This window comes from Nocardioides nanhaiensis, assembly GCF_039542785.1.
Classification (GTDB): domain Bacteria; phylum Actinomycetota; class Actinomycetes; order Propionibacteriales; family Nocardioidaceae; genus Nocardioides; species Nocardioides nanhaiensis.
The window spans coordinates 1101902-1122947 of record NZ_BAABIM010000001.1 but is presented as its reverse complement, the minus strand read 5'-3'; the positions used below and the strand labels follow the sequence as shown (position 1 = coordinate 1122947).

The following is a 21046-nucleotide window of genomic DNA, read 5'->3' as shown; positions in this document are numbered from 1 at the left end:
CGGTCAGCGCCCGGTCAGCGCACGTCCGTGGCCGACACCCTCACGACGTCGTACGGCGTCTCCGGGGTCGGCGGGGTGTTGAACCGCGCATTCGGCAGGTACAGCGACCGGCCCTGGCGGGCCACCGTGGTCGGCACGTCGAAGTCGTCGTCGGTGATGCCGCCGACCCGCTCGCCGGAGAGCCCGTCGGGTGCGATCCGCAGGACGGTCACGACGTTGTCGCGGTTCTGCACGACGTACAGCGTGCGGCCCTGCAGCAGCATGCCGTCGCCGTTGGTCAGGAGGTCCCCACCCAGGTCCACCTCGGTGGCGACGCCGGTGGCGGGGTCGACGCGGTAGAGGAGCCCGCTGGTGGAGTTGACCACCAGCAGGGCCCGACCGTCCGGGGTGCGCGTGATGCCGTTGGCGTTGAAGCCCTCCACCTGCCGCCAGTCGCCGGTCAGCGGCAGCTGGCGCACCGCGGCCTGGCCGGGGAGCGCGCCGCCCTTGCCCAGCGGCAGCACGTGGAGCACCGGCGCCTGGGAGTCGGTGAGGTACGCGGCGTCCTTCGTGAGCACGACGTCGTTGACGAAGGTCGCTCCGGTCGAGAGCGTGTAGTCCGCGAGCAGGTCGCCGGTGGCGCCGTCGACGACGCGTGCCGTGCCCGCCGTGCCGCCGGCGATGAAGAGTCGCTGGCGGTCGTCGACCTTGAGCCCGACCGAGGGCGTTCCCGGGCCCTCGCTGATCCGCTCACCCTCACCGGTGCGCAGGTCCGCGCGGTAGACGTCGCCGTCGGCCCGCGAGCCGAACCAGGCCGACCGGCCCTGGATCGTGATGCCCTCCGGCTGGAACCCGTCGGGCAGGTCGAAGGTCTCGGGGAAGGCACGCTGCGGCCCGGCTGCCGCCGGGCTCAGCAGTCCGGCGGCCAGGACGCCGGCACCGAGCGCGGCGGTGAGGGAGGCGGCGAGCGCGGTGAGGCGGCCGGCCCGGCGGGAGTGGCGGGTGGACGGGATGCTGCGGCGAGCGGACATCTGACCTCCAAGAGGTGGTCGGCGCCAGACCAGCGACGCCGAGTCGTCAGGTTGGTTGAACCCGAAAGTACAGGCGCGGCCAAGCTGTCGGGGCTCGCGCTACAGCAGCCGCCGGTCGTTCGCCCATCGGGTCAGCTCGTGGCGCGAGCTCAGCTGCAGCTTGCGCAGCACCGAGCTCATGTGGGTCTCGACGGTCTTGATCGAGATGAAGAGCTCCTTGGCCACCTCCTTGTAGGCGTAGCCGCGGGCGATGAGGCGCATCACCTCCCGCTCGCGCTCGGTGAGGCGGTCGAGGTCCTCGTCGACGGCGGCCACGTCGATGGAGCCGGCGAACGCGTCGAGCACGAAGCCGGCCAGGCGGGGCGAGAAGACGGCGTCGCCCTCGGACACCCGACGGATCGCCGCGACCAGCTCGGGCCCGGTGATCGTCTTGGTCACGTAGCCGCGGGCGCCGCCGCGGATGGTGCCGATGACATCCTCGGCCGCGTCGCTGACCGAGAGCGCCAGGAAGCGCGCCGGCGTGCCGGGCGAGCGGCGCATGACCTCCACGCCACCGCCGCCGGGCAGGTGCACGTCGAGCAGCACCACCTCGGGCTCGTGCGTGGCCACCGCGGCGACGGCCTCGTCGACGTCGGCGGCCTCGGCCACCACCTCCACCTGCCCGGCTCCGACCGAGGTGAGCTCGGCACGCACGCCGCTGCGGAACATGGCGTGGTCGTCGACGACGACGACGCGCACGGGGGCGCCGTCGGGCGTGGGGGTGGTGGTCACGGAGTCTCCTCGGGCTGGGGGCGGGGCAGGCGCAGGCGCACCTCGGTGCCCTCGCCGGGCGCGCTGCGCACCTCGGCGGAGCCGCCGTGGCGCTGCATGCGGTCCACGATGCTGTGCCGCACGCCGTGGCGGTCCTCGGGGGTGCGCTCGGGGTCGAAGCCGCGGCCGCGGTCACGCACGAACACCTCGACCGCACCCTCGGTCACCTCGGCATAGACGTCGACGCGCGAGACCTCGGCGTGCTTGGCGGCGTTGGTGACCGCCTCGCGCGCGGCGGCGACCACCGGGCGCAGCGGCTCGAGGAGGTCGCAGTCGCCGACGGCGACGACGTCGACCGAGATGCCGTGGGCGTCCTCCACCTCCGCGGCGGCGGCGCGCAGCGCGCTGGCCACGGTGGTCTCGTCGGCGGCGTCGCCGGAGTACAGCCAGGCACGCAGGTCGCGCTCCTGGGCGCGGGCCAGCCGGGCGACCGCGGCGGCGTCGGCGCTGTTCTTCTGGATCAGGGCCAGGGTCTGCAGCACGGAGTCGTGCAGGTGGGCGGCCACGTCGGCGCGCTCCTGCGAGCGCACGCGCTCCTCGCGCTCGGCACCCAGCTCGCGCACCAGCCGGAACACCCACGGCCCGACCACGATCGCGATGCCGAGGATGCCCAGCAGCCCGGCCCACAGCGCGGTGCGCGCACTGGCCAGCGAGCCCTCGTCGAAGCCGATGACGATGATCGCGGTCAGCAGCAGGACGATGCCGGCCACGACGCGGGCGTAGGCCGCCCACCCGCCGCCGCCGAAGACGATGCGCAGCGGGTCGACCCGCCCCGAGGTGTCGACCCACCGCTCGCGCTGCGACTCGTCGGCCTGGCGCCACAGCAGCGCGACGCCCGCGACCGCGATCACCACCGGCCACACCACGGCGTTGCGGCCGAAGACCGCCTCGACGCCGAGCACGGCAGCGATGGCGAACACCGCGAGCAGCACCAGCGGGCCGACGTCGGAGAGCCGCTGGCGGCGACCGGGTCGACGCCCGCCCCGCCGGGCGCTCTCCAGCCCCGGCGCTGCCTGCTCGAAGGGCGAGGCAGCGGGCAGGAAGATCCAGTACGCCGCGTAGAGCGCGACGCCGAGGCCGCTGAGCACGGCGGTGGCGGCGAAGAACAGCCGCACCCACAGCACGCCGAGCCCGAGGTGCCGCGCCAGTCCTGCGGCCACGCCCCCCACGACGGCCTCGTCGAGGTCGCGCTCGGCGCGGCGCGGCACCGGTGGTGCGAGCGGGAACGGAGGGCTGCTCATGGCACCCTCATCGTCACACAGCAGCAGGGCGGCTCCCAGGGGGCTCGACCCCGGTCCGACCCCGAGCCGACCCCAGGTCCGTGCGGCGAGGACCAGGGTTCTCCCCGATGGTGCGGAGGCCCCGCCCCGACCACAGTGGAGCCATGACCACCTCCCCGCCCGAGCCCGGCCACGAGTCGCGGCCGCGCCTCGAGCCCGGCGCCACCTACGAGACCTACGAGGGCCCGCGGGTGGCGGCGTCGGAGATGCGCGACCTGGCACGGCTGCGCCGCAGCCGCACCGACCGCAAGGTCGCCGGTGTGGCCGGGGGGCTCGCCCAGCACCTCGACCTCGATCCGCTCGTGCTCCGCGTCGCGTTCGTCGTCCTCGCCTTCTTCGGCGGCGCCGGGGTGCTGCTCTACGGCGCCGGCTGGCTGCTGGTGCCCGAGCAGGGCACCGAGGAGGCCACCGTGCGGCTCGACGACCGCAACCGCACGGTGGCCCTCGTGCTGGTGGGCGCGCTGGCCGCGCTCGCCCTGCTGGGCGACACGCTCGGCACCGGTGGCGGCTGGTGGTTCCCGTGGCCGCTGCTGCTCGCGGCCGGCGTGGTCTACCTGGTCTCGCGCAACCGCGAGGGCGTGGCTCCCCCGCCCGCCCCGGCGACCGGGGCGCCGGCGCCCTCCGCGGCCACCGAGCCGCTGGCTCGGCACGGCATCGTGCCGGGCGCCCCCGTGGGTGCCGCACCCCCGCCGTGGGCGCCCGCTCCGCCAACGGTGCGTCCGGTCCGGCCCCGGCGCCGTGGGCCGGTGCTCTTCTGGCCCGTCCTGGCCGTGGCCGGCCTGACCCTCGGCGTGCTCGCGCTGCTCGACGGCCTGGGCGCCGGCATCGCCGACTCCGCCTACCCGGCGGCGGTGCTGGTGGTGTCGGGGCTCGGACTGCTCGTCGGTGCGTTCTGGGGCCGTGGCGGCGGACTGATCGCCCTGGGGCTCGTGGCCGCCCTCGCCACGGCCGGCAGCACCGCCGGTGACGAGCTCGGGTTCCGGGGTCTCGTGTCGACGCCGGGCTCGGCGAGCGACGTCGAAGACAGCTACCGCCAGACGGTCGGCGAGATCGTGCTCGACCTCTCCGAGGTGACCGACCCTGACGAGCTGGCCGGTCGGACGGTGCAGCTGGACGCCACGCTGGGCCGCATCTCGGTGGTGCTGCCGCCGGGGCTCAAGACCGTCGTCGTCAGCGACGTGCGCCTCGCCACGGTCGAGGTCATGGGTGAGGAGGTCGGCGAGGGCACCACCCCGGTGGGAGGCGTCACCGCCGACGACGAGGAGGCGCTGCGCCTGGAGATCGACCTGCGCGTCGGCGAGATCGTGGTGGAGGAGGCGGCATGAGCGACTCGCTGGGCAACCGCGGGGGTGGGCGGCACCCGGTCGAGGTGGGGCACCTGGTCATGGGCGTGGCGCTGCTGGGGCTCGCCGGGGTCTGGGCGCTGGTGGCCGGCGACGTCGTCCAGGGTGACGAGGTGCGGTGGCTGCTGCCCCTGCCGTGGCTGGCAGGCGGCCTGGTCGGCGTCGTGGCCACCGTGCTGCGCGGCCCCCGGTAGGTCGCGCCGACACCCGTCTCACGTCGCGGTGACGGACAACGACACCGGGGCACGGGGTTTCGAGCCGCCGCTCGACGGGCAGACCGTCGAGCAGACCGCCACCTCGGACCAGGAGCAGCCACATGACCGCGACGGACCCCACCGGAGCCATCGGCGACGTGCGTGACAGCCTCGACCGGCTGGTGCAGCAGTTCGAGAAGGCCCGTGAGCAGCAGCAGCCTGCCGCCGGGTCGGACGAGACCGGGCAGGTCACCGTCCGGGTGTCCGCCGCGGGCGTCGTCGAGGACGTCGTCGTCGGTTCCTCCTGGCTCGCGGAGCTCGACGGCGAGCAGTTCGGCGCAGCCGTGCTGCAGGCCTATGCCGAGGCGGGCGCCCGGACACTCATCCCCTGGGCGGAGTCGCTCGCCGAGCAGGAGGAGCCCGCGACCCGACCGATGCCCACCGGCCCTCGCCCGTCACTGCGCGACGTGGTGGACAAGCAGACTCTCGCCCGCATGGGGGAGCCGGCGCTGCGCGAGATGGCACGGGTGCTGCGCACGGTGCGCGACGACGCGCGCCAGGTGGACGCCGAGGTGAGCGCCATGGTCGCCCGACGGATCGAGGGGCACTCGCAGCAGGCGACCGTCGTCCTCGACGGCGCCGGCGGACTGGTGGGTGTGCAGGTCGATCCCGCCTGGGCGGAGTCCACCGCTCCCGCCAACCTGGCACGCCACGTCCTCTCCGCCTACGACCGGGCCCGACGCTCGCTCGGCGGTCGCACGGTCGAGAACGTCATCGCCGACAGCAACCTGGGCCGGATGCGCCGTCTGGCCGCCGACCCGTCCGCCTTGGCCGCCGAGCTCGGGCTGCGCTGAGGCCAGCACCGCCACCCCACCACCAGACGACAGGAGAACGACATGGGAGAAGTACTGCAGTCCGATCTCGACGCGCTCGCCGCCGACGCAGCGACGTGGGACGACACCTCCACCGCCCTGAACCAGGCCTCGCTCGACGCTCTGTTCCTCACCCTGACCGTCAGCGACATGTCCTGGGCCGCCGAGGTCACGGGGCTGCTCGACACCTACTCCGACTTCCGCACCCACGTCAGCGGTCTGCTGGGCGAGGGGGCGACCAACACCGGCGAGATCGCCGAGGGCCTGCGGGCCGTCAAGCGGTCCTACGAGAGCACCGACGCCAGCGTGCGTGACGACTACGTGGGCCTCTGGGACGCCAAGTGAGCACTCCGGCCGCGGTCACCGCACCGACCCTCGCGACCGCCCACGCGCGGCTGCACGACGCCACCCGCACCACCGGACGGGAGAACTGACATGGACGAGCTGGCACAGGAGGTCTTCGACCTCATCGACGACATCTTCGAGAAGTTCGAGAGGCTGCGCGGCATCGTCGACGGCGCTCTCAGCGGGCTCTCCCGGTTCCTCGGGTGGCTCGGCGACAAGATCGTCGACAAGTGGAACGAGTTCGTCGCCAAGTGGGACGAGTTCTGGGCCGCGCAAGAGCTCTTCTGGACCAACTTCGGTGATCGAGGGCGGTTGCAGGACGTGTCGGACAACTGGACCGCGGACGTGGGCTCACCGGTCACGAGCAGCTCGGGCGAGGTCGACCGGGCGCTGCTGCAGGCCGACGACCAGTGGACCGGCGAGGCCGCGGACACGTACTTCCCGAAGGCCCAGCTGCACAAGACCGCGATGGAGCGGGTCCAGGCCAACTTCGTGACCGCTGCCACGAGCGCGATGAGCGACCTGCGCAGTGCGCTGACCACGTTCTACACGACGCTCTCCGCCACCCTGGCCACCTTCATCGGCGCCATGGTCGGCGCGGCCGTCGCCAGCGGGACCATCTTCGGCATCCCGGCCGGCATCGTCATCGCCATCGTCGCGATCGCCGCCGCAGCGGGTGCGTTCTACTGGGCCGGCGACTCCCTGAAGAACGACTGCAACTCCATCCAGGGCGACCTCGGCGCCTCGATGGACGACAAGACCGGCTACCCCGGCGGCAGCTGGCCGCCGGGAGCAGTGCTCACCGCGTGAGCGGACCGCTGGTCGGCAGTCCCGGTGTGCGCGCACACCTGCGCGCCGGGGGCTGCGTCGTCGCGGCCTGCGGAGGGCTCGTGGCGCTGTACCTCTCGCCGGGCCTGATCACGACCGGTGACCCGATCGGTGGTCTGCGCGTCGTCCAGGCGGGCCTGCTCAGCGGCGTCCTGGCCATGCTCATCGTGGCAGCCGGAAACCTCCTCGGCCCCAGCCGTCTGCCTCGCATGCGGGCCCTGGCGCGCAGCGGGACGTGGTGGGCGATCACCACCATGGTGGGGTACCTCGCCGTCGCGGCGTTCGTCGTCACCCCCGAGGTCCGCGCGGTGGCCCTGCCGCTGGCACCCGTGGTGCTCTCGCTCTGCGTGGCCGCGGTGATCCTCGGCGTCGTCACCACACACCTCGACGACGCCACGACCCGGCGGGAGTCGGGCACCATGGGCGGGTGACCTCGCTGACCCTCGGCACCCTCGAGCCCGCGCCCGCCCTGGACCACCCGGACCTGCTGGCCGACCCGGTCCACGCCACACTCGCCGCCTGGGCGCACGCCGGTGAGGTGGCCGTGGCCCCGATCGACCCCGAGGCGGCCGACACCGCCGCCTGCAACGCGGCCTACGACATCCCCGAGGACGCCGGCGTCAACTGCGTCGTCGTCGGCGGGCGGCGCGACGGTGAGGAGCGCGTGGCCGCATGCCTGGTGCGCGCCGACACCCGCGCCGACGTCAACAGCCGGGTCAAGGAGCTGCTCGACGTGCGCAAGGCGTCGTTCCTGTCGATGGAGCAGGCCGTGGAGCAGAGCGGCATGGAGTACGGCGGCATCACCCCGATCGGGCTGCCCGCAGGGTGGCGGCTGCTCGTCGACGCCCGCGTCGTGGACGTGCCGGTGGCGCTGATCGGGTCCGGGGTGCGCCGCTCCAAGGTGCTGCTGCCCGGTCGGTTGCTCGCTGAGCTGCCGGGCGCCGAGGTCGTGGAGGACCTGGCGCGATGAGGCGGGCCCTCGCACTCGGCCTGGCAGCGGTGCTGCTGGGTGGGTGCGGCGGGGGCTCCGACGAGCCGACCCGCTCGGCGTCGACCCCCGACGCGGGCCCCACGCAGGTGCGCACCCTGGTGCCGCTGCCGGCACCACCGGAGGAGCCGCCCAGCGGCCGGTTGCACGCCGACATGCGGCAGTCGAGCATCGACGCCGCGCTCGGCCAGATGCAGGTGTGGCTCGACAACGACCGCGTCGCAGGGCTGGACCCCAGCGCCGTGACCTACCGCGACCCGCGGCTGCCGCGCCCGGTGGGCGGGCAGCGCCTCCGACCGCTGCCGGCCGACACCGAGCTGGGGTACCCGCTCACCCTGCCCGCCCGACCGGTCTGCGACTCCTCGGCCGCGGCCGAGAGCGGCGTGCTGCTCGTGCGCTCGGCGCAAGGCACCCGGCGCGTGCCGGTGACCGACCCCACCGACGTCGTCGGCCGCTACCTGGCCCAGCGCTGCCAAGAGCTCGCCGTCGCCGAGGTGGCACAGCTGCGCTGGGCCGACGACGCCGAGGGCACCCTGACGCTGCAGGTCCGCCCCACGGGCCGACGCCCCGACGCCACCCTGGTGATCGACGCCGTCGCCGGCTCGCACCTGCTGGGCTACGGCGACGACCCAGCTGCCTGGGAGCCGGCGCTGGTGGTGCGCGGCGACGACCCGCCGACCACCCTCCCCCTCCCCCTGACGCCCACGCGCTGCGACGGGCACGCCTTCGCCGAGGGCGGCGGTGCCACCGCCTTCCGCGTCTCCTACACGCTCGACGACACCCCCGGCCGCATCCTCCTGCGGATGACCCCCGCCGGCGCCGCCTCCGTGCTCGACTGGGCTGCCGGGGTGTGCGGGCTGGAGTGAGCTTGCGGTGGTCGAGCAGCGACGACGAGAGCGCCGTCCACCGGTGGTCGGCGTACCGAGACCCCCGCACCCGACCGCCCACCTCGGGACCGGCATCGTCGGTGACAGGAGTTCGGTGGTGCGGACCGACAGCGACGACGGCGAGGGTGCCGCGATGGGTCACGGTGGCTGCCCGTCTCCCGGTGGTCGAGTAGCCGGGTGGCGAGCTTGCGAGACACCCGGCGTACCGAGACCCCCGCACCCGACCGCCCACCTCGGGACCGGCATCGCGGGTGACGGCCGTCGGTGGTCCGGACCGACAAGCTGCGACGGCGAGGGCGCCGCGCTCGGTCACGGTGGCTGCCCGTCTCCCGGTGGTCGAGTAGCCGGGTGGCGAGCTTGCGAGACACCAGACGTACCGAGACCCCCGCACCAATCCGCCAACCGCGACCACCCCATCCGCAAAACAGAAAAACTGTTACCAGTTTGTTCCTCACCAACCGGTGGATAACCCCCGAAACCAGGTTATGAGTGTCGGTGGCGAGTGCTTGAGTAGACCCATGACCAGCACCGCTCCAGACCTCGCCGAGGTCCTCGCGCGCGAAGAGCGCGAGCGTGCCGAGCGCGAGCACGCGCTGCAGATGGTGCGGTCCGCGCAAACGAACCTGATGAGCGCCGAGGTCGCGAAGCTGCGGATGATCGTGGAGTGGGCCAAGGTCAATCGCCTCGACGCCGACCACCTGGACGGTGAGCCCGACCCCGACGCCGTCATGACCGACGAGCAGGTCGAGGAGCTCGAGGCCGCGCTGGGTGACCAGTTGGGTGACCAGGGGTTCTGCGACCGCTGGCTCTCGATCGCGGGTCCGGGCGCACCGGTGGTGTCGGAGTTCGCGGCCATGGAGCTCGCCTCGACCCTGGGCATGAGCACGGACGCCGGCCTCGCCCTGGTGGGCAGGGTGCTGGAGCTGAAGTACCGCCTGCCGCGGCTGTACCGCCGCGTGGAGGAGCTGCAGGTGCCCGTCTGGAAGGCGTTCGACCTCGCCGACCTCACCCAGCCGTTGACGGCTGAGGCGGCCGAGCACGTGGACCGGCAGGTCGAGGTGGTCGCCGGCAAGGTCGGCAAGCGCGCGATGGAGCGTCTCGTCGCCGAGACCCAGGCGCGGTTCGACCCCGCTGCGGCAGCCGAGGCCGCGGAGAAGAAGCGTGAGCGGCGGTTCTTCGACATCGGCGAGACGCGCCGCACCGAGACCGAGTCCGGGAGCCTGGAGTCGCTGGCCGGCACCGTGCCCGTCTCCGGGTGCCTGGACGCCGCGGACGCCGCCGACCTCGAAGCAGCGATCCGCCACACCGCCCGCGCGCTCGGCAAGGCAGGCTGCGATGACTCCCTCGACGTCCGGCGTGCTGCTGCGGTCGGTGAGCTGGCCCGCAACCAGCTCGCCCTGGACCTCGAGACCGGCGAGATCGACCAGCAGACGTCGGCGCACCACGGCCGTGGCGTCGAGCTGGTCGTGCACCTCTCCGAGGAGGCCCTGACCGCCGCGGGGTTCATGGTCGGCCGCCTGGAGAACACCCAGACCCCGGTCAGCGCCGACGTGATCCGCCAGTGGTGCGCCACCGCCGCCCGCATCACCATCCGCCCCGTGATCGACCTCAACGGTGCCGTGCACGTGGAGCAATACGAGGTCCCCGACCGGATCAAGCAGCAGGTGCGCTGGACCGACCCCCGCTGCGTCTACCCGCACTGCACCAGGCCCGCCGACCGCTGCGACTGCGACCACACCAAGCCCTACCAGCAGGGCGGCGCGACCTGCACCTGCAACCTCGCTCCACTCTGCAGGCGGCACCACCGGTTCAAGACCCACGGCGCCGTCACCTACCGACGCATCGGACCAGCCGCGTACGAGTGGGAATTCAAGACCGGGATGACCATCGTCCGCGACCACCTCGGCACCCACGAACCACAGTGGCCCAAGCCACCACCGCCCGACGACTTCGACATCGAGCCACCCGAGGACCCCGTCCTCGACTGACGACGCACCTCGACCACCCCGCTGGTCGAGGTGCGAGGAGCGCCAGCGACGAGCCTCGAGACCCGGTGAGCCGACCTTCCTTCCGCCACCACCCCCGTGGTCGCCGAAGGCGGCTGTGGTGCAGGGGTCTCGAGGCTCGGCCGTGACCGGCCTCGCACCTCGACCAGCAGTCGGTGAGCGCCCGGGCGCAGGAATCTCGCGACACGGCCGTGGCCGGCCTCGCACCTCGACCAGCGTCGCGACGGGCCCTCGGGAAACCCAGGTGCGCCCCGGGGGTGCGGCTTCGTAGCATCGGGCCAGTGCACGTGCTCCCCCATGACCACCCCGGTGTGGCCGACCACCGGTCCGCGAACGCCTACCTGTGGTGGCTGGCGCGCCAGCAGTGGGTGACGCTGGCGGGGGGCATGGCGTTCGGGATCGTGTGGATGAGCAGCCAGGCCGTGATGCCGGCGGTCATCGGGCGGGCCATCGACCGGGGCGTCGCCGACCAGGACCTCTCCGCGCTCGCCGGCTACGCGGCGTTGATGCTCGGCGTCGGGCTGGTGCAGGCGGCGTCGGGGATCATGCGGCACCGGTTCGCCGTCACGAACTGGCTGATCACCGCCTACCGGACCGTGCAGCTGGTCACCCGGCAGACCGTGCGGCTGGGAGCGACGCTCCCCCGTCGGGTCTCCACCGGCGAGGTCGTCACGATCGGCAGCAGCGACATCTCCCACCTCGGACAGGTCATGGACGTCTCGGCACGCTTCGCGGGTGCAGTCGTCTCGTTCGTGCTCGTGGCGGTGATCCTGCTCCAGACCTCGGTGACCCTCGGACTGGTGGTGCTGCTGGGCGTCCCGGCCCTGATGCTGCTGATCGGCCCGATCCTGGCACCGCTGCAGCGGCGCTCCGACCGCCAGCGCGCGCTCACCGGCGAGCTCTCGGCCACCGCGTCCGACATCGTCGCCGGCCTGCGGGTGCTGCGCGGTGTCGGTGGCGAGCAGGTCTTCCACGAGCGCTACCGCCGCGAGTCGCAGGCCGCGCGGCGCGCCGGCGTCGAGGTGGCCAAGGTGCAGTCGGTGCTGGACGCGCTGCAGGTGCTGCTGCCCGGCGTCTTCGTGGTCGTGGTGGTGTGGCTGGGCGCGCGGTCGGCCGTCGCCGGCGAGATCACCTCGGGCGAGCTCGTCGCGTTCTACGGGTACTCCGCCTTCCTGATGATCCCGCTGCGCACCGCCACCGAGTACGCCAACAAGCTGATCCGCGGTCGTGCCTCCGCCAAGCGCGTGTGCCGCGTGCTCGCCATCCAGCCCGACTGGGAGGGCCCGGCCGACCCGGTGCCCGGTCCCCCCGCCCCCGCCGACCTCGACGACGCCCGCAGCGGCCTGCGCGTGCCGGCCGGGCGCCACGTCGCCCTGGTCTGCGAGCAGCCCGAGGAGGCCGCGGTGCTGGCCGACCGGCTGGGCCTGTGCGCCCCGGAGGTCGACGACGACGTCCGCCTCGGCGGCGTCCCGCTGACCCGTCTGGCGGGCGAGGAGGTGCGACGACGCGTCGTCGTCTCCGACACCGGCGCCGCGCTCTTCTCCGGTCGCCTCGCCGACGCGCTCGCCGGTGACGACGCCGACCGCGACCGCGTGGTGCGGGCTCTCGACGCCGCCTCGGCCCACGACGTGCTCGAGGCGCTGCCGGCGGGCCTGGACTCCCACGTCGCGGAGCGCGGCCGCAGCTTCTCCGGCGGTCAGCGGCAGCGGCTGGTGCTGGCCCGTGCGCTGGCGCGGGAGCCGGAGGTGCTCGTGCTGGTGGAGCCCACCTCCGCCGTCGACGCCCACACCGAGGCCCGGATCGCCGAGCGGCTGCGCGAGCACCGGCGCGGTCTCACGACGGTCGTCACCACCTCCAGCCCGCTGGTGCTCGACGCCGTCGACGAGGTGGCGTTCCTCGTGGAGGGCCGGGTGGTGGCCACCGGCCGCCACCGCGACCTGCTGCGCACCCGGCCGGACTACCGGGCCGTCGTCACGCGCGAGGAGGCCGAGGCGGTGGGCGGCCGATGAGCACGAGCACCGAGGCGGGCACCGAGGCGAGCACCGGCACGGCGCTGCCCGTGGCGGGTCCGGGCACCCTGCGCGCCGCCGTGCGCGAGATCGCCCGCGGGCACCGTCGCCTGCTCACGGTCGCCGTCACGCTGCACGCGCTGGCAGCTCTCAGCGCGCTGGCCGCGCCACGGCTGCTGGGCGACCTGGTGGAGGGCGTCGAGAACGGCACCACCACCGGGTACGTCGACCGCGTGGTGGGGCTGCTCGCGCTCTTCCTGGTGCTGCAGACCGTCTTCACCCGCTACGCCCGCTACCAGAGCCAGGTGCTGGGTGAGGCCGTGCTGGCCCAGCTGCGCGAGGACTTCGTGGGCCACACGCTCTCCCTGCCCGTGGGCACGGTGGAGTCGGCCGGCTCCGGCGACCTGCTGACCCGCACCAACCGCGACGTCGAGCAGCTGGGCTGGTCGGTGCGCTGGGCACTGCCGGAGTGGGCGATCGCCGTCGTCACCGCCGTCGTCACGCTCGCGGCCGCCGTCAGCGTCGGCTGGTGGGTGCTGCTGCCGTGCCTGCTCGGCGTACCGCCGCTGTGGATCGGGCTGCGCTGGTACCTGGCCCGCGCCAAGGACGGCTACCTGCGCGAGAGCGCCAGCTACTCCACCATCAACGCCAGCCTCGCCGAGACCGTCGAGGGTGCCCGCACCGTGGAGGCGCTGGGCCTCGGCACCGAGCGGGTGGCACGCATCGACGACGACATCCGCGAGTCCTACGCCGCCGAGCGCTACACGCTGTGGCTGCGCACCGTGTTCTTCCCCAACGTCGAGCTCGGCTACCTGCTGCCGACGGTCGGCACGCTGGTGGTCGGCGGCTACCTGCACACGCAGGGCCAGGTCTCGCTGGGCGACGTCACCGCCGCCACCCTCTACGTGCAGATGCTCATCGACCCGGTCTCGCGCATCGTCAACATCCTCGACGAGCTGCAGATGGGCGCCGCCTCCCTGGCCCGCCTGCTCGGGGTGGCCGAGGTGCCCGACGACCGCACGGCCACCGGCGCCGAGCCCCGCGACGAGCACCTGGTGGTCAGCGACCTGCGCTTCGGCTACACCGAGGGCCGCGACGTGCTGCACGGGATGGACCTCGACCTCGGGGTGGGCGAGCGGCTGGCCGTCGTCGGACCCTCCGGCGCGGGCAAGTCCACGCTCGGGCGGCTGCTGGCCGGCATCCACCCGCCGCGCACCGGGTCGGTGACCGTGGGCGGGGTGCCACTGGTGGACCTGCCGCTCGACGAGCTGCGCGGCCACGTGGCGCTGGTGACCCAGGAGCACCACGTGTTCGTGGGCACCCTGCGCGAGAACCTCGCGCTCGCCGCTCCCCCGGGTGCCGGCGAGGATGCCATCGAGTCCGCGCTCGACGCCGTCGACGCCCTCGACTGGGTGCGCGCGCTGCCCGACGGGCTCGACACGCTGGTCGGCTCCGGGGCCCGCGAGCTGACGGCAGCGCAGGCCCAGCAGGTCGCGCTGGCCCGGCTGGTGCTCGCCGACCCGCACACCCTGGTGCTCGACGAGGCGACCTCACTGATCGACCCGCGCGCCGCGCGCCACCTCGAGCGCTCGATGGCGGCCGTGCTGGAGGGCCGCACCGTCGTCGCCATCGCCCACCGGCTGTTCTCGGCCCACGACGCCGACCGCGTCGCCGTCGTCGAGGACGGGCGGATCAGCGAGCTCGGCACGCACGACGAGCTGGTCGCCGCCGGTGGCTCCTACGCCGCGCTGTGGGCGAGCTGGAACGGTGGCGGCGAGGACGCCTGACGGCGGAGGGCCGTCACTCCCCGCCGAGGTCGACGCCGGAGATCCGGATGCCGGCGTGGGTCTTGTACTTGCGGTTGATCGAGATCAGCACCGCCGTGAAGGGCTCGAGCTGACGGGCCAGGCGCAGCTTGCCGGCGTCGATGCCGGGGCGGCCCGAGACGCTGCGGGCCAGCTCGATGGCCACGCCCTTGGCGTCGACCGAGTCACCCACCACCAGCACGTCCTCGTCGAGGTACTCCTCCTCGCCCCAGAGCAGCACGGCCGAGACGTTGTGGAAGGCGCCGACCACGGTGGCCTCGGGCGCGAGCGCCTGCGCCGACTCGGCGGCCGACCCCTCGCCGCCGTTGATCACCTGGCCGTGCGCGCCGCGCTTGTCGAAGGCCAGCGGGTTGACGCAGCTGACGACGGTCTTGCCCTCCAGGGGCAGTGAGGCGACCAGGTCGTCGTGGCCGTCCCACGGCACGGCCAGCACGACGACGTCGGCCTCGGCGCACGCCTCCGCGTTCGACGCGCCGCTGACCGTGCCTGCACCCTCGACGCCGGCCAGGCGCGCGGTGACCTCCTCGGCCACCGGCACCGCCTTCTCCGCCGAGCGGGAGCCCAGCACCACCGTGTGACCCTGACGCGCGAAGCGGTAGCCCAGGCCCTTGCCCTGGGGGCCGGTGCCGCCCATGACGGCGATGCGGTAGCTGGTCACGGGCTCGGTCACGGGTTCTCCTACAGGGATCGACGGCGGGCGGGCCGCCACGGCGGCTCCCGGCATGATGCCAACCGACGCGAGGACCGGGGTCGCCGACCCGCCTGTTGATATCGTTCGCCTGCCTGTCAGGGGGGGACCATGTCAACCAGGACGCGCGGTCTGCGCGGCGACATCCAGGGATTGCGCGCCGTCGCCGTCCTGACGGTGGTCGCTGCCCACGCCGGCGTGCCGTTCCTGCCCGGCGGGTTCGTCGGGGTCGACGTGTTCTTCGTGATCTCGGGCTTCCTGATCTCCACCCTGCTGTTCGGCGAGGCGGCCCGCCGCGGCCGGGTCTCGCTGACGACGTTCTGGTCGCGACGCGCCCGGCGCATCCTGCCCGCAGCCACCCTGGTCACCGTCGCCACCGTGGTGGCCTCGCTGCTCCTGCTCAGCGCGATCGACGCCCGGCAGGTCGTGGTCGACGCCGCCTGGGCGGCCGCCTTCGCCGCAAACGTCAACTTCGCCCGCCAGGACGTCGACTACTTCGCCGTCGGCAGCGCCGAGTCGCCGATGCAGCACTACTGGTCGCTCGCCGTCGAGGAGCAGTTCTACGTGCTCTGGCCGGTGCTCGTGCTGGCCTGCCTGGCCCTGGCCCGTGCCCTCGCGCGCCGCCGCGCGGCCACCGCGACCAGCACCGCCAGCACCACCGGCACCACCGGCACCGCCGACGACGTCCCCGCCCTGCCGCGTCGCACCCTCGGCGCCGTGCTCGGCGTCCTGACCCTGACCTCCTTCACCTGGTCGGTGGTGCACACGCTCGGCACGCCCGAGGCCGCCTACTTCTCCACGCTCACCCGCGCCTGGGAGCTCGGCGTCGGCGCCCTGCTGGCACTGCTCGCGCCCAGCGCGGTGCACCGGCTGACCCGTCGCGGCGCCGGCGCGATGGTGCTGGTGGGCCTGGGGGCGGTGGCGCTCGCGATGGTCGTCATCACCCCGCAGACCCCGTTCCCCGGCTACGCCGCGGCCCTGCCGGTGCTGGGCACCGCGCTGGTGCTGCTGGGCGGCGCGGCGGCTCGACCGCCGCGCGTCGGCGTGCTGCTCGACAACCCGCTGATGCGCACCCTGGGCGACTGGTCGTTCTCGATCTACCTGTGGCACTGGCCCGTGCTGATCCTGGCCGAGCGCTCGCTCGGGCGCTCGCTCACGGTGCTCGAGACCGTCTTCGCGGTGCTGGCCGTGCTGGTGCTCAGCGGGCTCTCCTACCGGCTGGTCGAGGAGCCGTTCCGCGCCGGTCGCACCGCCCGTGCGCTGCGCCGACCCCGGTGGGCGCTGGTGCTCTACCCGGCCTCCCTCGGTCTGGTGGCGGCCACCTGCGTGACCGCCTGGCAGGTCAGCGGCGGGCAGCTGCAGGAGCAGGGCGACAACCCGCCCATCGCCGTCGCCGGCGACCACGACGACACCGTCGCCCTGGTGCGCGCCTCGGTCGACGCCGCCCGCCAGGACGTCGAGATCCCCAGCGACCTGACCCCCGACCTGGTGGAGCTGCGCGAGAGCGTCGCCGACGTCGGTGCCTGCGACTACAGCGAGGGCGTGCGCCAGCTGTGCCCCCGCGGCGACACCGAGGCGCCCCGCACCCTGGTGCTGATCGGCGACTCCCACGCCCGTGCCTGGATCCCCGCGTTCGACGAGATCGCCGCCACCGCCGGCTGGCGGACCTTCTACCTGGTCAAGTCCCAGTGCACCGCCGCGCACGTCACGGTCGCGCCGCTCGACGAGGATCGCCCCTTCACCGCCTGCGACGACTTCCAGGAGTGGGTGCAGGAGCAGGTGGCCGAGCTGCAGCCCGACGTCGCCGTCGTCGCCTCCTCGCCGCCGGTCAACGGCGTCTTCGACGGCGAGGAGCACTACGAGGGCATCGAGGAGGTCGCCACGCTGCTCGACGAGGGCTACCGCGACCTCTTCGCCGACCTGCAGGCCGACGCCGACCGGGTGGTGCTGCTGCGCGACGTGCCGAAGAACCCCGACGACCCCGGCACCTGCCTCTCGGAGTCCGACCGGTCCCTCTCGCGCTGCATGTTCGAGCCCCAGGAGCGCTCCCGCTACCTCGGCGACGTCGCCGTGGCCGCCGCCCGCGGCTCGGGCGCCGAGGTCGTCGACCCCACCCCGTGGCTCTGCTACGAGGGCGTGTGCCCCGTGGTGATCGGCGGGACGCTCTCCTACCGCGACACCGACCACATCACCGCCGAGTACGCCGCCTCGCTGGCCGGACCGCTCGGGCGTGCGATGGGCCTCATCGGCGACTGATCCGGGCAGGCGCGCGGCCTCCGCCTCGCCGATCCGTCGATCCCGGCACGCGTTGGTACGGTCGAGTGCCGCCCCCGTCGTCGACCACGAGAGGCCGCCGCGTGCCGGACCGACTCGGCCCCCACCCGCCCACGCCGCCGCGCGACCCCGGACGAGCCGCCGGCGGTGACCGCCGCGCAGCCCCGGGACCCGGCTTCCGTGGCGACATCCAAGGCATGCGCGCTCTGGCCGTGCTGGCCATCATGCTGTTCCACGCCGGTTACAGCCCCTACCCCGGCGGCTTCGTCACGCTCGACGTCTTCTTCGTCGTCTCGGGGTTCCTGATCACCTCGCTGCTGCTCAAGGAGGTGGCGCGCGACGGCACGATCTCGCTGACCCGCTTCTACGTGCGGCGCGCACGGCGGATCCTGCCCGCGGCGACCCTCGTGACCATCGCGACCGTGGCGGCCAGCGTGCTGTGGATCAGCCTCGTCGACGCGCAGGACGTCGCGGTCGACGCGTTGTGGGTGGCGCTCTTCGCCGGCAACGTGCGCTTCGCGCTCGAGGGCACCGACTACTTCGCCGCCGAGGCCAGCCCCTCGCCGCTGCAGCACTACTGGTCCCTGGCGGTCGAGGAGCAGTTCTACCTGGTGCTGCCGCTGGTGGTCGTCGCGTGCGTGCTGTGGGCGGTACGTCGGGGCGGCTCGCACCGACGGGCGATCACGGTGGCGCTCGCCGCCGTCACCGTCGTCAGCTTCGCCTGGTCGGTGCACGCCTCGGTGGCGAGCCCCGAGACCGCCTACTTCTCCACCTTCACCCGCACCTGGGAGTTCGGCGTCGGGGCGCTGCTGGCGCTCGCGGCGCCGGTCATGCGCGGGGTCGGACGACGCCCGCGCGGCGCGCTGGCGCTGCTGGGGCTGGGCGCGATCGTCGTCGCCTGCTTCACCGTCACCGAGAGCACGCCCTTCCCGGGCTGGGCGGCGCTGCTGCCCGTGCTCGGCACCGGTGCGGTGATGATCGCCGGCGCCGAGGCCCACCAGACGCCCGGCCTCACGCAACGTGCGCTGGCGTGCGCCCCGCTGCGCTGGGTGGGCGACGCCTCCTACTCGCTCTACCTGTGGCACTGGCCGGTGCTGGTGGTGGCCTCCCAGCACCTGGGCCGCGACCTCACCGGCCCCGAGACGCTGTTCGTCGTCGCGGTGACCTTCGCGCTCTCCTGGGCCACCTACCGCTTCGTCGAGACCCCGTTCCGCACCCCGAGCCGCCGCTCGGCGCGCCGCGTGCTGACGCTCTACCCGGCGTCGGTGGCACTCGTGGTGGCCAGCAGCGTCGTGGCCGTGGGCGTCGTCGACGCCCGGCTGGGTGGCGGCGACACCCCCGCCATCAGCACCGACGACTTCACGCGCGCGCCCGACGGCGGCGAGCTGAGCGAGGACCCCGCCGTGGCCCTCGTGGAGGCCTCGACCCGCGCCGCCCAGCAGGGTGCCGCGGTGCCCGCGGACCTGACGCCGGACCTGCGCGACCTCAAGGCCGACCGGGCCGATCTCGGCGAGTGCGACTACCGCGCCGCCCCGTGGCGGCTGTGCCCGCGTGGCGACCTCGACGGCAGCCGCACGCTGGTGCTGCTGGGCAACTCGCACGGGCGGCACTGGATCCCCGCCCTCGAGGAGGTCGCCGAGCAGGCCGGCTGGCGGACCTACTACCTCGTGAAGTCCGCCTGCACCCCCGCACGCGTCGAGACCGTGCGCGCCGGCACCGACCGCGTCTGGGAGGAGTGCAGCGAGTTCAACGCGTGGGCCGCCGAGCAGGTCGCGCGCCTCTCGCCCGACCTGGTGGTCGTCTCCGGGTCCGCTCCCCCGCAGGTGATGGTCGACGGCGGGGCCACCAACGACCGCGAGGTCATCACCGCCGAGATGCGGCGCGGCTGGGCGGACCTGCTCGCGGAGATGACGCCGCTCGCCGGCCGGACGGCGGTGCTGGCCGACGTGCCGCGGCGCCGCACCGAGCCCGGCGTCTGCCTGGGCCGACCGGACGCGACGCTGCGCGCCTGCCTGGACCGGCCGGTGGAGCGGGCGGCCGAGATCGGCGAGCTGGCCCGCGAGGCCGCCGCCGAGGCCCGGGTGCCCTACGCCGAGACCGAGCAGTGGTTCTGCGCCGACGGGCGCTGCCCTGCCGTCGTCGGGGAGTTCGTGACCATGCGCGACACCGGGCACGTGACCACCGCCTACGCCCGCGAGCTGGCCCGGCCGCTCGGTCGCGCGCTCGGGATGCTGGGCCGTCCGCAGCTCGATGGCCGCAGGTCTTGAATCGTGACAGTGCTGGTGTCACGATGAGCATGGTGACAGTGCCACTGTCACGGTCGGCCTGTTCAGGCTCGTCAGCCACCCAGCAGCACACGGAGGAGACCCATGCCCGAGCGCCCCTCGATCTACGAGCAGGAGCACGAGGACTTCCGCAGGAGCGTCCGCGCCTTCATGGACAAGGAGGTCGCGCCCCACGTGGAGCAGTGGGAGAAGGACGGCCACGTCAGCCGCGAGGTGTGGCGCAAGGCCGGTGAGACCGGTCTGCTCTGCTTCGACGTCGACGAGGCCTACGGCGGCGCCGGCATCCGCGACTTCCGCTACAACGCGGTCATCGCCGAGGAGATCACCAAGGTCGGCGGCGGCGGGCTCGGCTTCCCGGTCCACACCGACATCATCGTCCCCTACATCAGCGAGCTCGGCACCGAGGAGCAGAAGCAGCGCTGGCTGCCCGGCCTGGTCTCCGGCGAGCTGATCTCGGCCATCGCCATGACCGAGCCCGGCGCCGGCAGCGACCTGCAGGGCGTGCGCACCAGCGCCGTCGACAAGGGCGACCACTACGTCGTCAACGGCTCCAAGACCTTCATCAGCAACGGCATCATGGCCGACCTGGTGATCGTGGTGGCGCGCACCGACCCCGACGCGGGCCACCAGGGCATCAGCCTGCTCGTGGTCGAGGAGGGCATGGAGGGCTTCGAGCGCGGCCGCAACCTCGACAAGATGGGCCTCAAGGCGCAGGACACCGCCGAGCTGTTCTTCGACAACGTGATGGTGCCCAAGGAGAACCTGCTCGGCGAGGAGGGCCAGGGCTTCATCTACCTGATGCAGAACCTGCCCCAGGAGCGGGTCTCCATCGCCGCCATCGCCGTGGCCGCCATCGAGCACGTGCTCGACCTCTGCCTGGACTACGCCAAGACCCGCGAGGCCTTCGGCAAGCCGATCGGCAAGTTCCAGCACAACCGCTTCATGCTGGCCGAGATGGCCACCGAGGCCCACATCGCGCGGCTGTTCGTCAACGACTGCATCCTCAAGCTCAACAAGGGCGAGGTCGACACCTCGCTGGCCTCGATGGCCAAGTGGTGGACCACCGAGCTGCAGAAGAGGATGGTCGACCAGGGCGTGCAGCTGCACGGCGGGTACGGCTACATGATGGAGTACCCGATCGCGAAGGCCTACGTGGACAGCCGGATCCAGACGATCTACGGCGGCACCACCGAGATCCAGAAGGAGATCATCGGCCGGATGCTCGGCATCTGACCGACCTGACCGGCCTGAGCGGTCCGACCGGATCCGACCTGGATCCCGGATGGGGACCAGATCCCCTTGTCGCGTGACCCGCGTCACGCCAGACTCTGCACCACCACCCGAGCGGGGGCGAGCCACGGCACGCCCCCGCTCGGCGCATCCCAACCCGCCTGTCCGAGC

General features: G+C 73.5%; 18 protein-coding genes. 14 read left to right on the top strand and 4 right to left on the bottom strand.

The features are described from left to right. Positions 1–14: 14 nt before the first annotated feature. From ABD948_RS05410 to ABD948_RS05400, 3 genes are all read right to left on the bottom strand, one after another. Positions 15–1010 (bottom strand): SMP-30/gluconolactonase/LRE family protein, encoded by a 996-nt coding sequence (locus ABD948_RS05410; protein WP_345263416.1) that lies wholly within the window; start codon positions 1008–1010, stop codon positions 15–17. Positions 1011–1109: 99 nt separating this feature from the next. Continuing rightward, on the bottom strand, positions 1110–1718 hold the full coding sequence (locus ABD948_RS05405) for a LuxR C-terminal-related transcriptional regulator (protein WP_345264469.1): 609 nt from the start codon (positions 1716–1718) through the stop codon (positions 1110–1112). Between the two features lie 59 nt (positions 1719–1777). Continuing rightward, complete coding sequence (locus ABD948_RS05400; RefSeq protein WP_345263414.1) at positions 1778–3061, bottom strand: ATP-binding protein; 1284 nt, start codon at positions 3059–3061, stop codon at positions 1778–1780. 143 nt (positions 3062–3204) lie between these two features. On the opposite strand from ABD948_RS05400, the gene ABD948_RS05395 reads away from it, so the two are divergent. From ABD948_RS05395 to ABD948_RS05345, 11 genes are all read left to right on the top strand, one after another. After that, a complete protein-coding gene (locus tag ABD948_RS05395) occupies positions 3205–4425 on the top strand; it encodes a PspC domain-containing protein (protein ID WP_345263412.1) in 1221 nt (406 codons plus the stop codon). Then, positions 4422–4637, top strand: a complete 216-nt coding sequence (locus tag ABD948_RS05390; protein ID WP_345263410.1) for a hypothetical protein — start codon at positions 4422–4424, stop codon at positions 4635–4637. Before ABD948_RS05395 ends, ABD948_RS05390 begins: the two co-directional genes overlap by 4 nt. Positions 4638–4759: 122 nt before the next feature. Beyond that, positions 4760–5491: a hypothetical protein gene (locus ABD948_RS05385; RefSeq protein WP_345263408.1), complete on the top strand. Its 732-nt coding sequence runs from the start codon at positions 4760–4762 to the stop codon at positions 5489–5491. Positions 5492–5533: 42 nt separating this feature from the next. Then, entirely contained in the window at positions 5534–5854 is a 321-nt protein-coding gene (locus ABD948_RS05380; protein WP_345263406.1) for a hypothetical protein, read from the top strand. Between the two features lie 90 nt (positions 5855–5944). After that, complete coding sequence (locus ABD948_RS05375; protein WP_345263404.1) at positions 5945–6664, top strand: hypothetical protein; 720 nt, start codon at positions 5945–5947, stop codon at positions 6662–6664. Further along, the gene (locus ABD948_RS05370) at positions 6661–7113 is read left to right on the top strand and encodes a type 1 glutamine amidotransferase family protein (protein ID WP_345263402.1); all 453 of its coding nucleotides are present in this window, start codon (positions 6661–6663) and stop codon (positions 7111–7113) included. The genes ABD948_RS05375 and ABD948_RS05370 overlap by 4 nt, the downstream gene beginning before the upstream one ends. Then, positions 7110–7652 carry a YbaK/EbsC family protein gene (locus ABD948_RS05365; RefSeq protein WP_345263400.1) on the top strand — a complete coding sequence of 181 codons (543 nt, stop codon included), beginning with the start codon at positions 7110–7112 and terminating at the stop codon, positions 7650–7652. Before ABD948_RS05370 ends, ABD948_RS05365 begins: the two co-directional genes overlap by 4 nt. Continuing rightward, complete coding sequence (locus tag ABD948_RS05360; protein WP_345263398.1) at positions 7649–8536, top strand: hypothetical protein; 888 nt, start codon at positions 7649–7651, stop codon at positions 8534–8536. Before ABD948_RS05365 ends, ABD948_RS05360 begins: the two co-directional genes overlap by 4 nt. 539 nt (positions 8537–9075) lie before the next feature. Continuing rightward, positions 9076–10545 carry an HNH endonuclease signature motif containing protein gene (locus ABD948_RS05355; protein ID WP_345263396.1) on the top strand — a complete coding sequence of 490 codons (1470 nt, stop codon included), beginning with the start codon at positions 9076–9078 and terminating at the stop codon, positions 10543–10545. A 299-nt stretch (positions 10546–10844) separates the two neighbouring features. Further along, positions 10845–12572, top strand: a complete 1728-nt coding sequence (locus ABD948_RS05350; protein WP_345263394.1) for an ABC transporter ATP-binding protein — start codon at positions 10845–10847, stop codon at positions 12570–12572. Then, the gene (locus ABD948_RS05345) at positions 12569–14359 is read left to right on the top strand and encodes an ABC transporter ATP-binding protein (RefSeq protein WP_345263392.1); all 1791 of its coding nucleotides are present in this window, start codon (positions 12569–12571) and stop codon (positions 14357–14359) included. The genes ABD948_RS05350 and ABD948_RS05345 overlap by 4 nt, the downstream gene beginning before the upstream one ends. Positions 14360–14372: 13 nt before the next feature. Here the strand turns inward: ABD948_RS05345 and npdG are convergent, their stop codons facing one another. After that, the gene (gene npdG, locus ABD948_RS05340) at positions 14373–15068 is read right to left on the bottom strand and encodes an NADPH-dependent F420 reductase (RefSeq protein WP_345263390.1); all 696 of its coding nucleotides are present in this window, start codon (positions 15066–15068) and stop codon (positions 14373–14375) included. Positions 15069–15197: 129 nt separating this feature from the next. Here npdG and ABD948_RS05335 point away from each other — a divergent pair, with 129 nt between their 5' ends. From ABD948_RS05335 to ABD948_RS05325, 3 genes are all read left to right on the top strand, one after another. Then, on the top strand, positions 15198–17342 hold the full coding sequence (locus ABD948_RS05335; RefSeq protein ID WP_345263389.1) for an acyltransferase family protein: 2145 nt from the start codon (positions 15198–15200) through the stop codon (positions 17340–17342). Positions 17343–17557: 215 nt separating this feature from the next. After that, positions 17558–19627, top strand: coding sequence for an acyltransferase family protein (locus ABD948_RS05330; RefSeq protein WP_345263388.1), 2070 nt, complete (start codon positions 17558–17560; stop codon positions 19625–19627). Positions 19628–19729: 102 nt separating this feature from the next. Further along, positions 19730–20878 carry an acyl-CoA dehydrogenase family protein gene (locus ABD948_RS05325; protein ID WP_345263386.1) on the top strand — a complete coding sequence of 383 codons (1149 nt, stop codon included), beginning with the start codon at positions 19730–19732 and terminating at the stop codon, positions 20876–20878. The last annotated feature ends 168 nt before the right edge of the window (positions 20879–21046 follow it).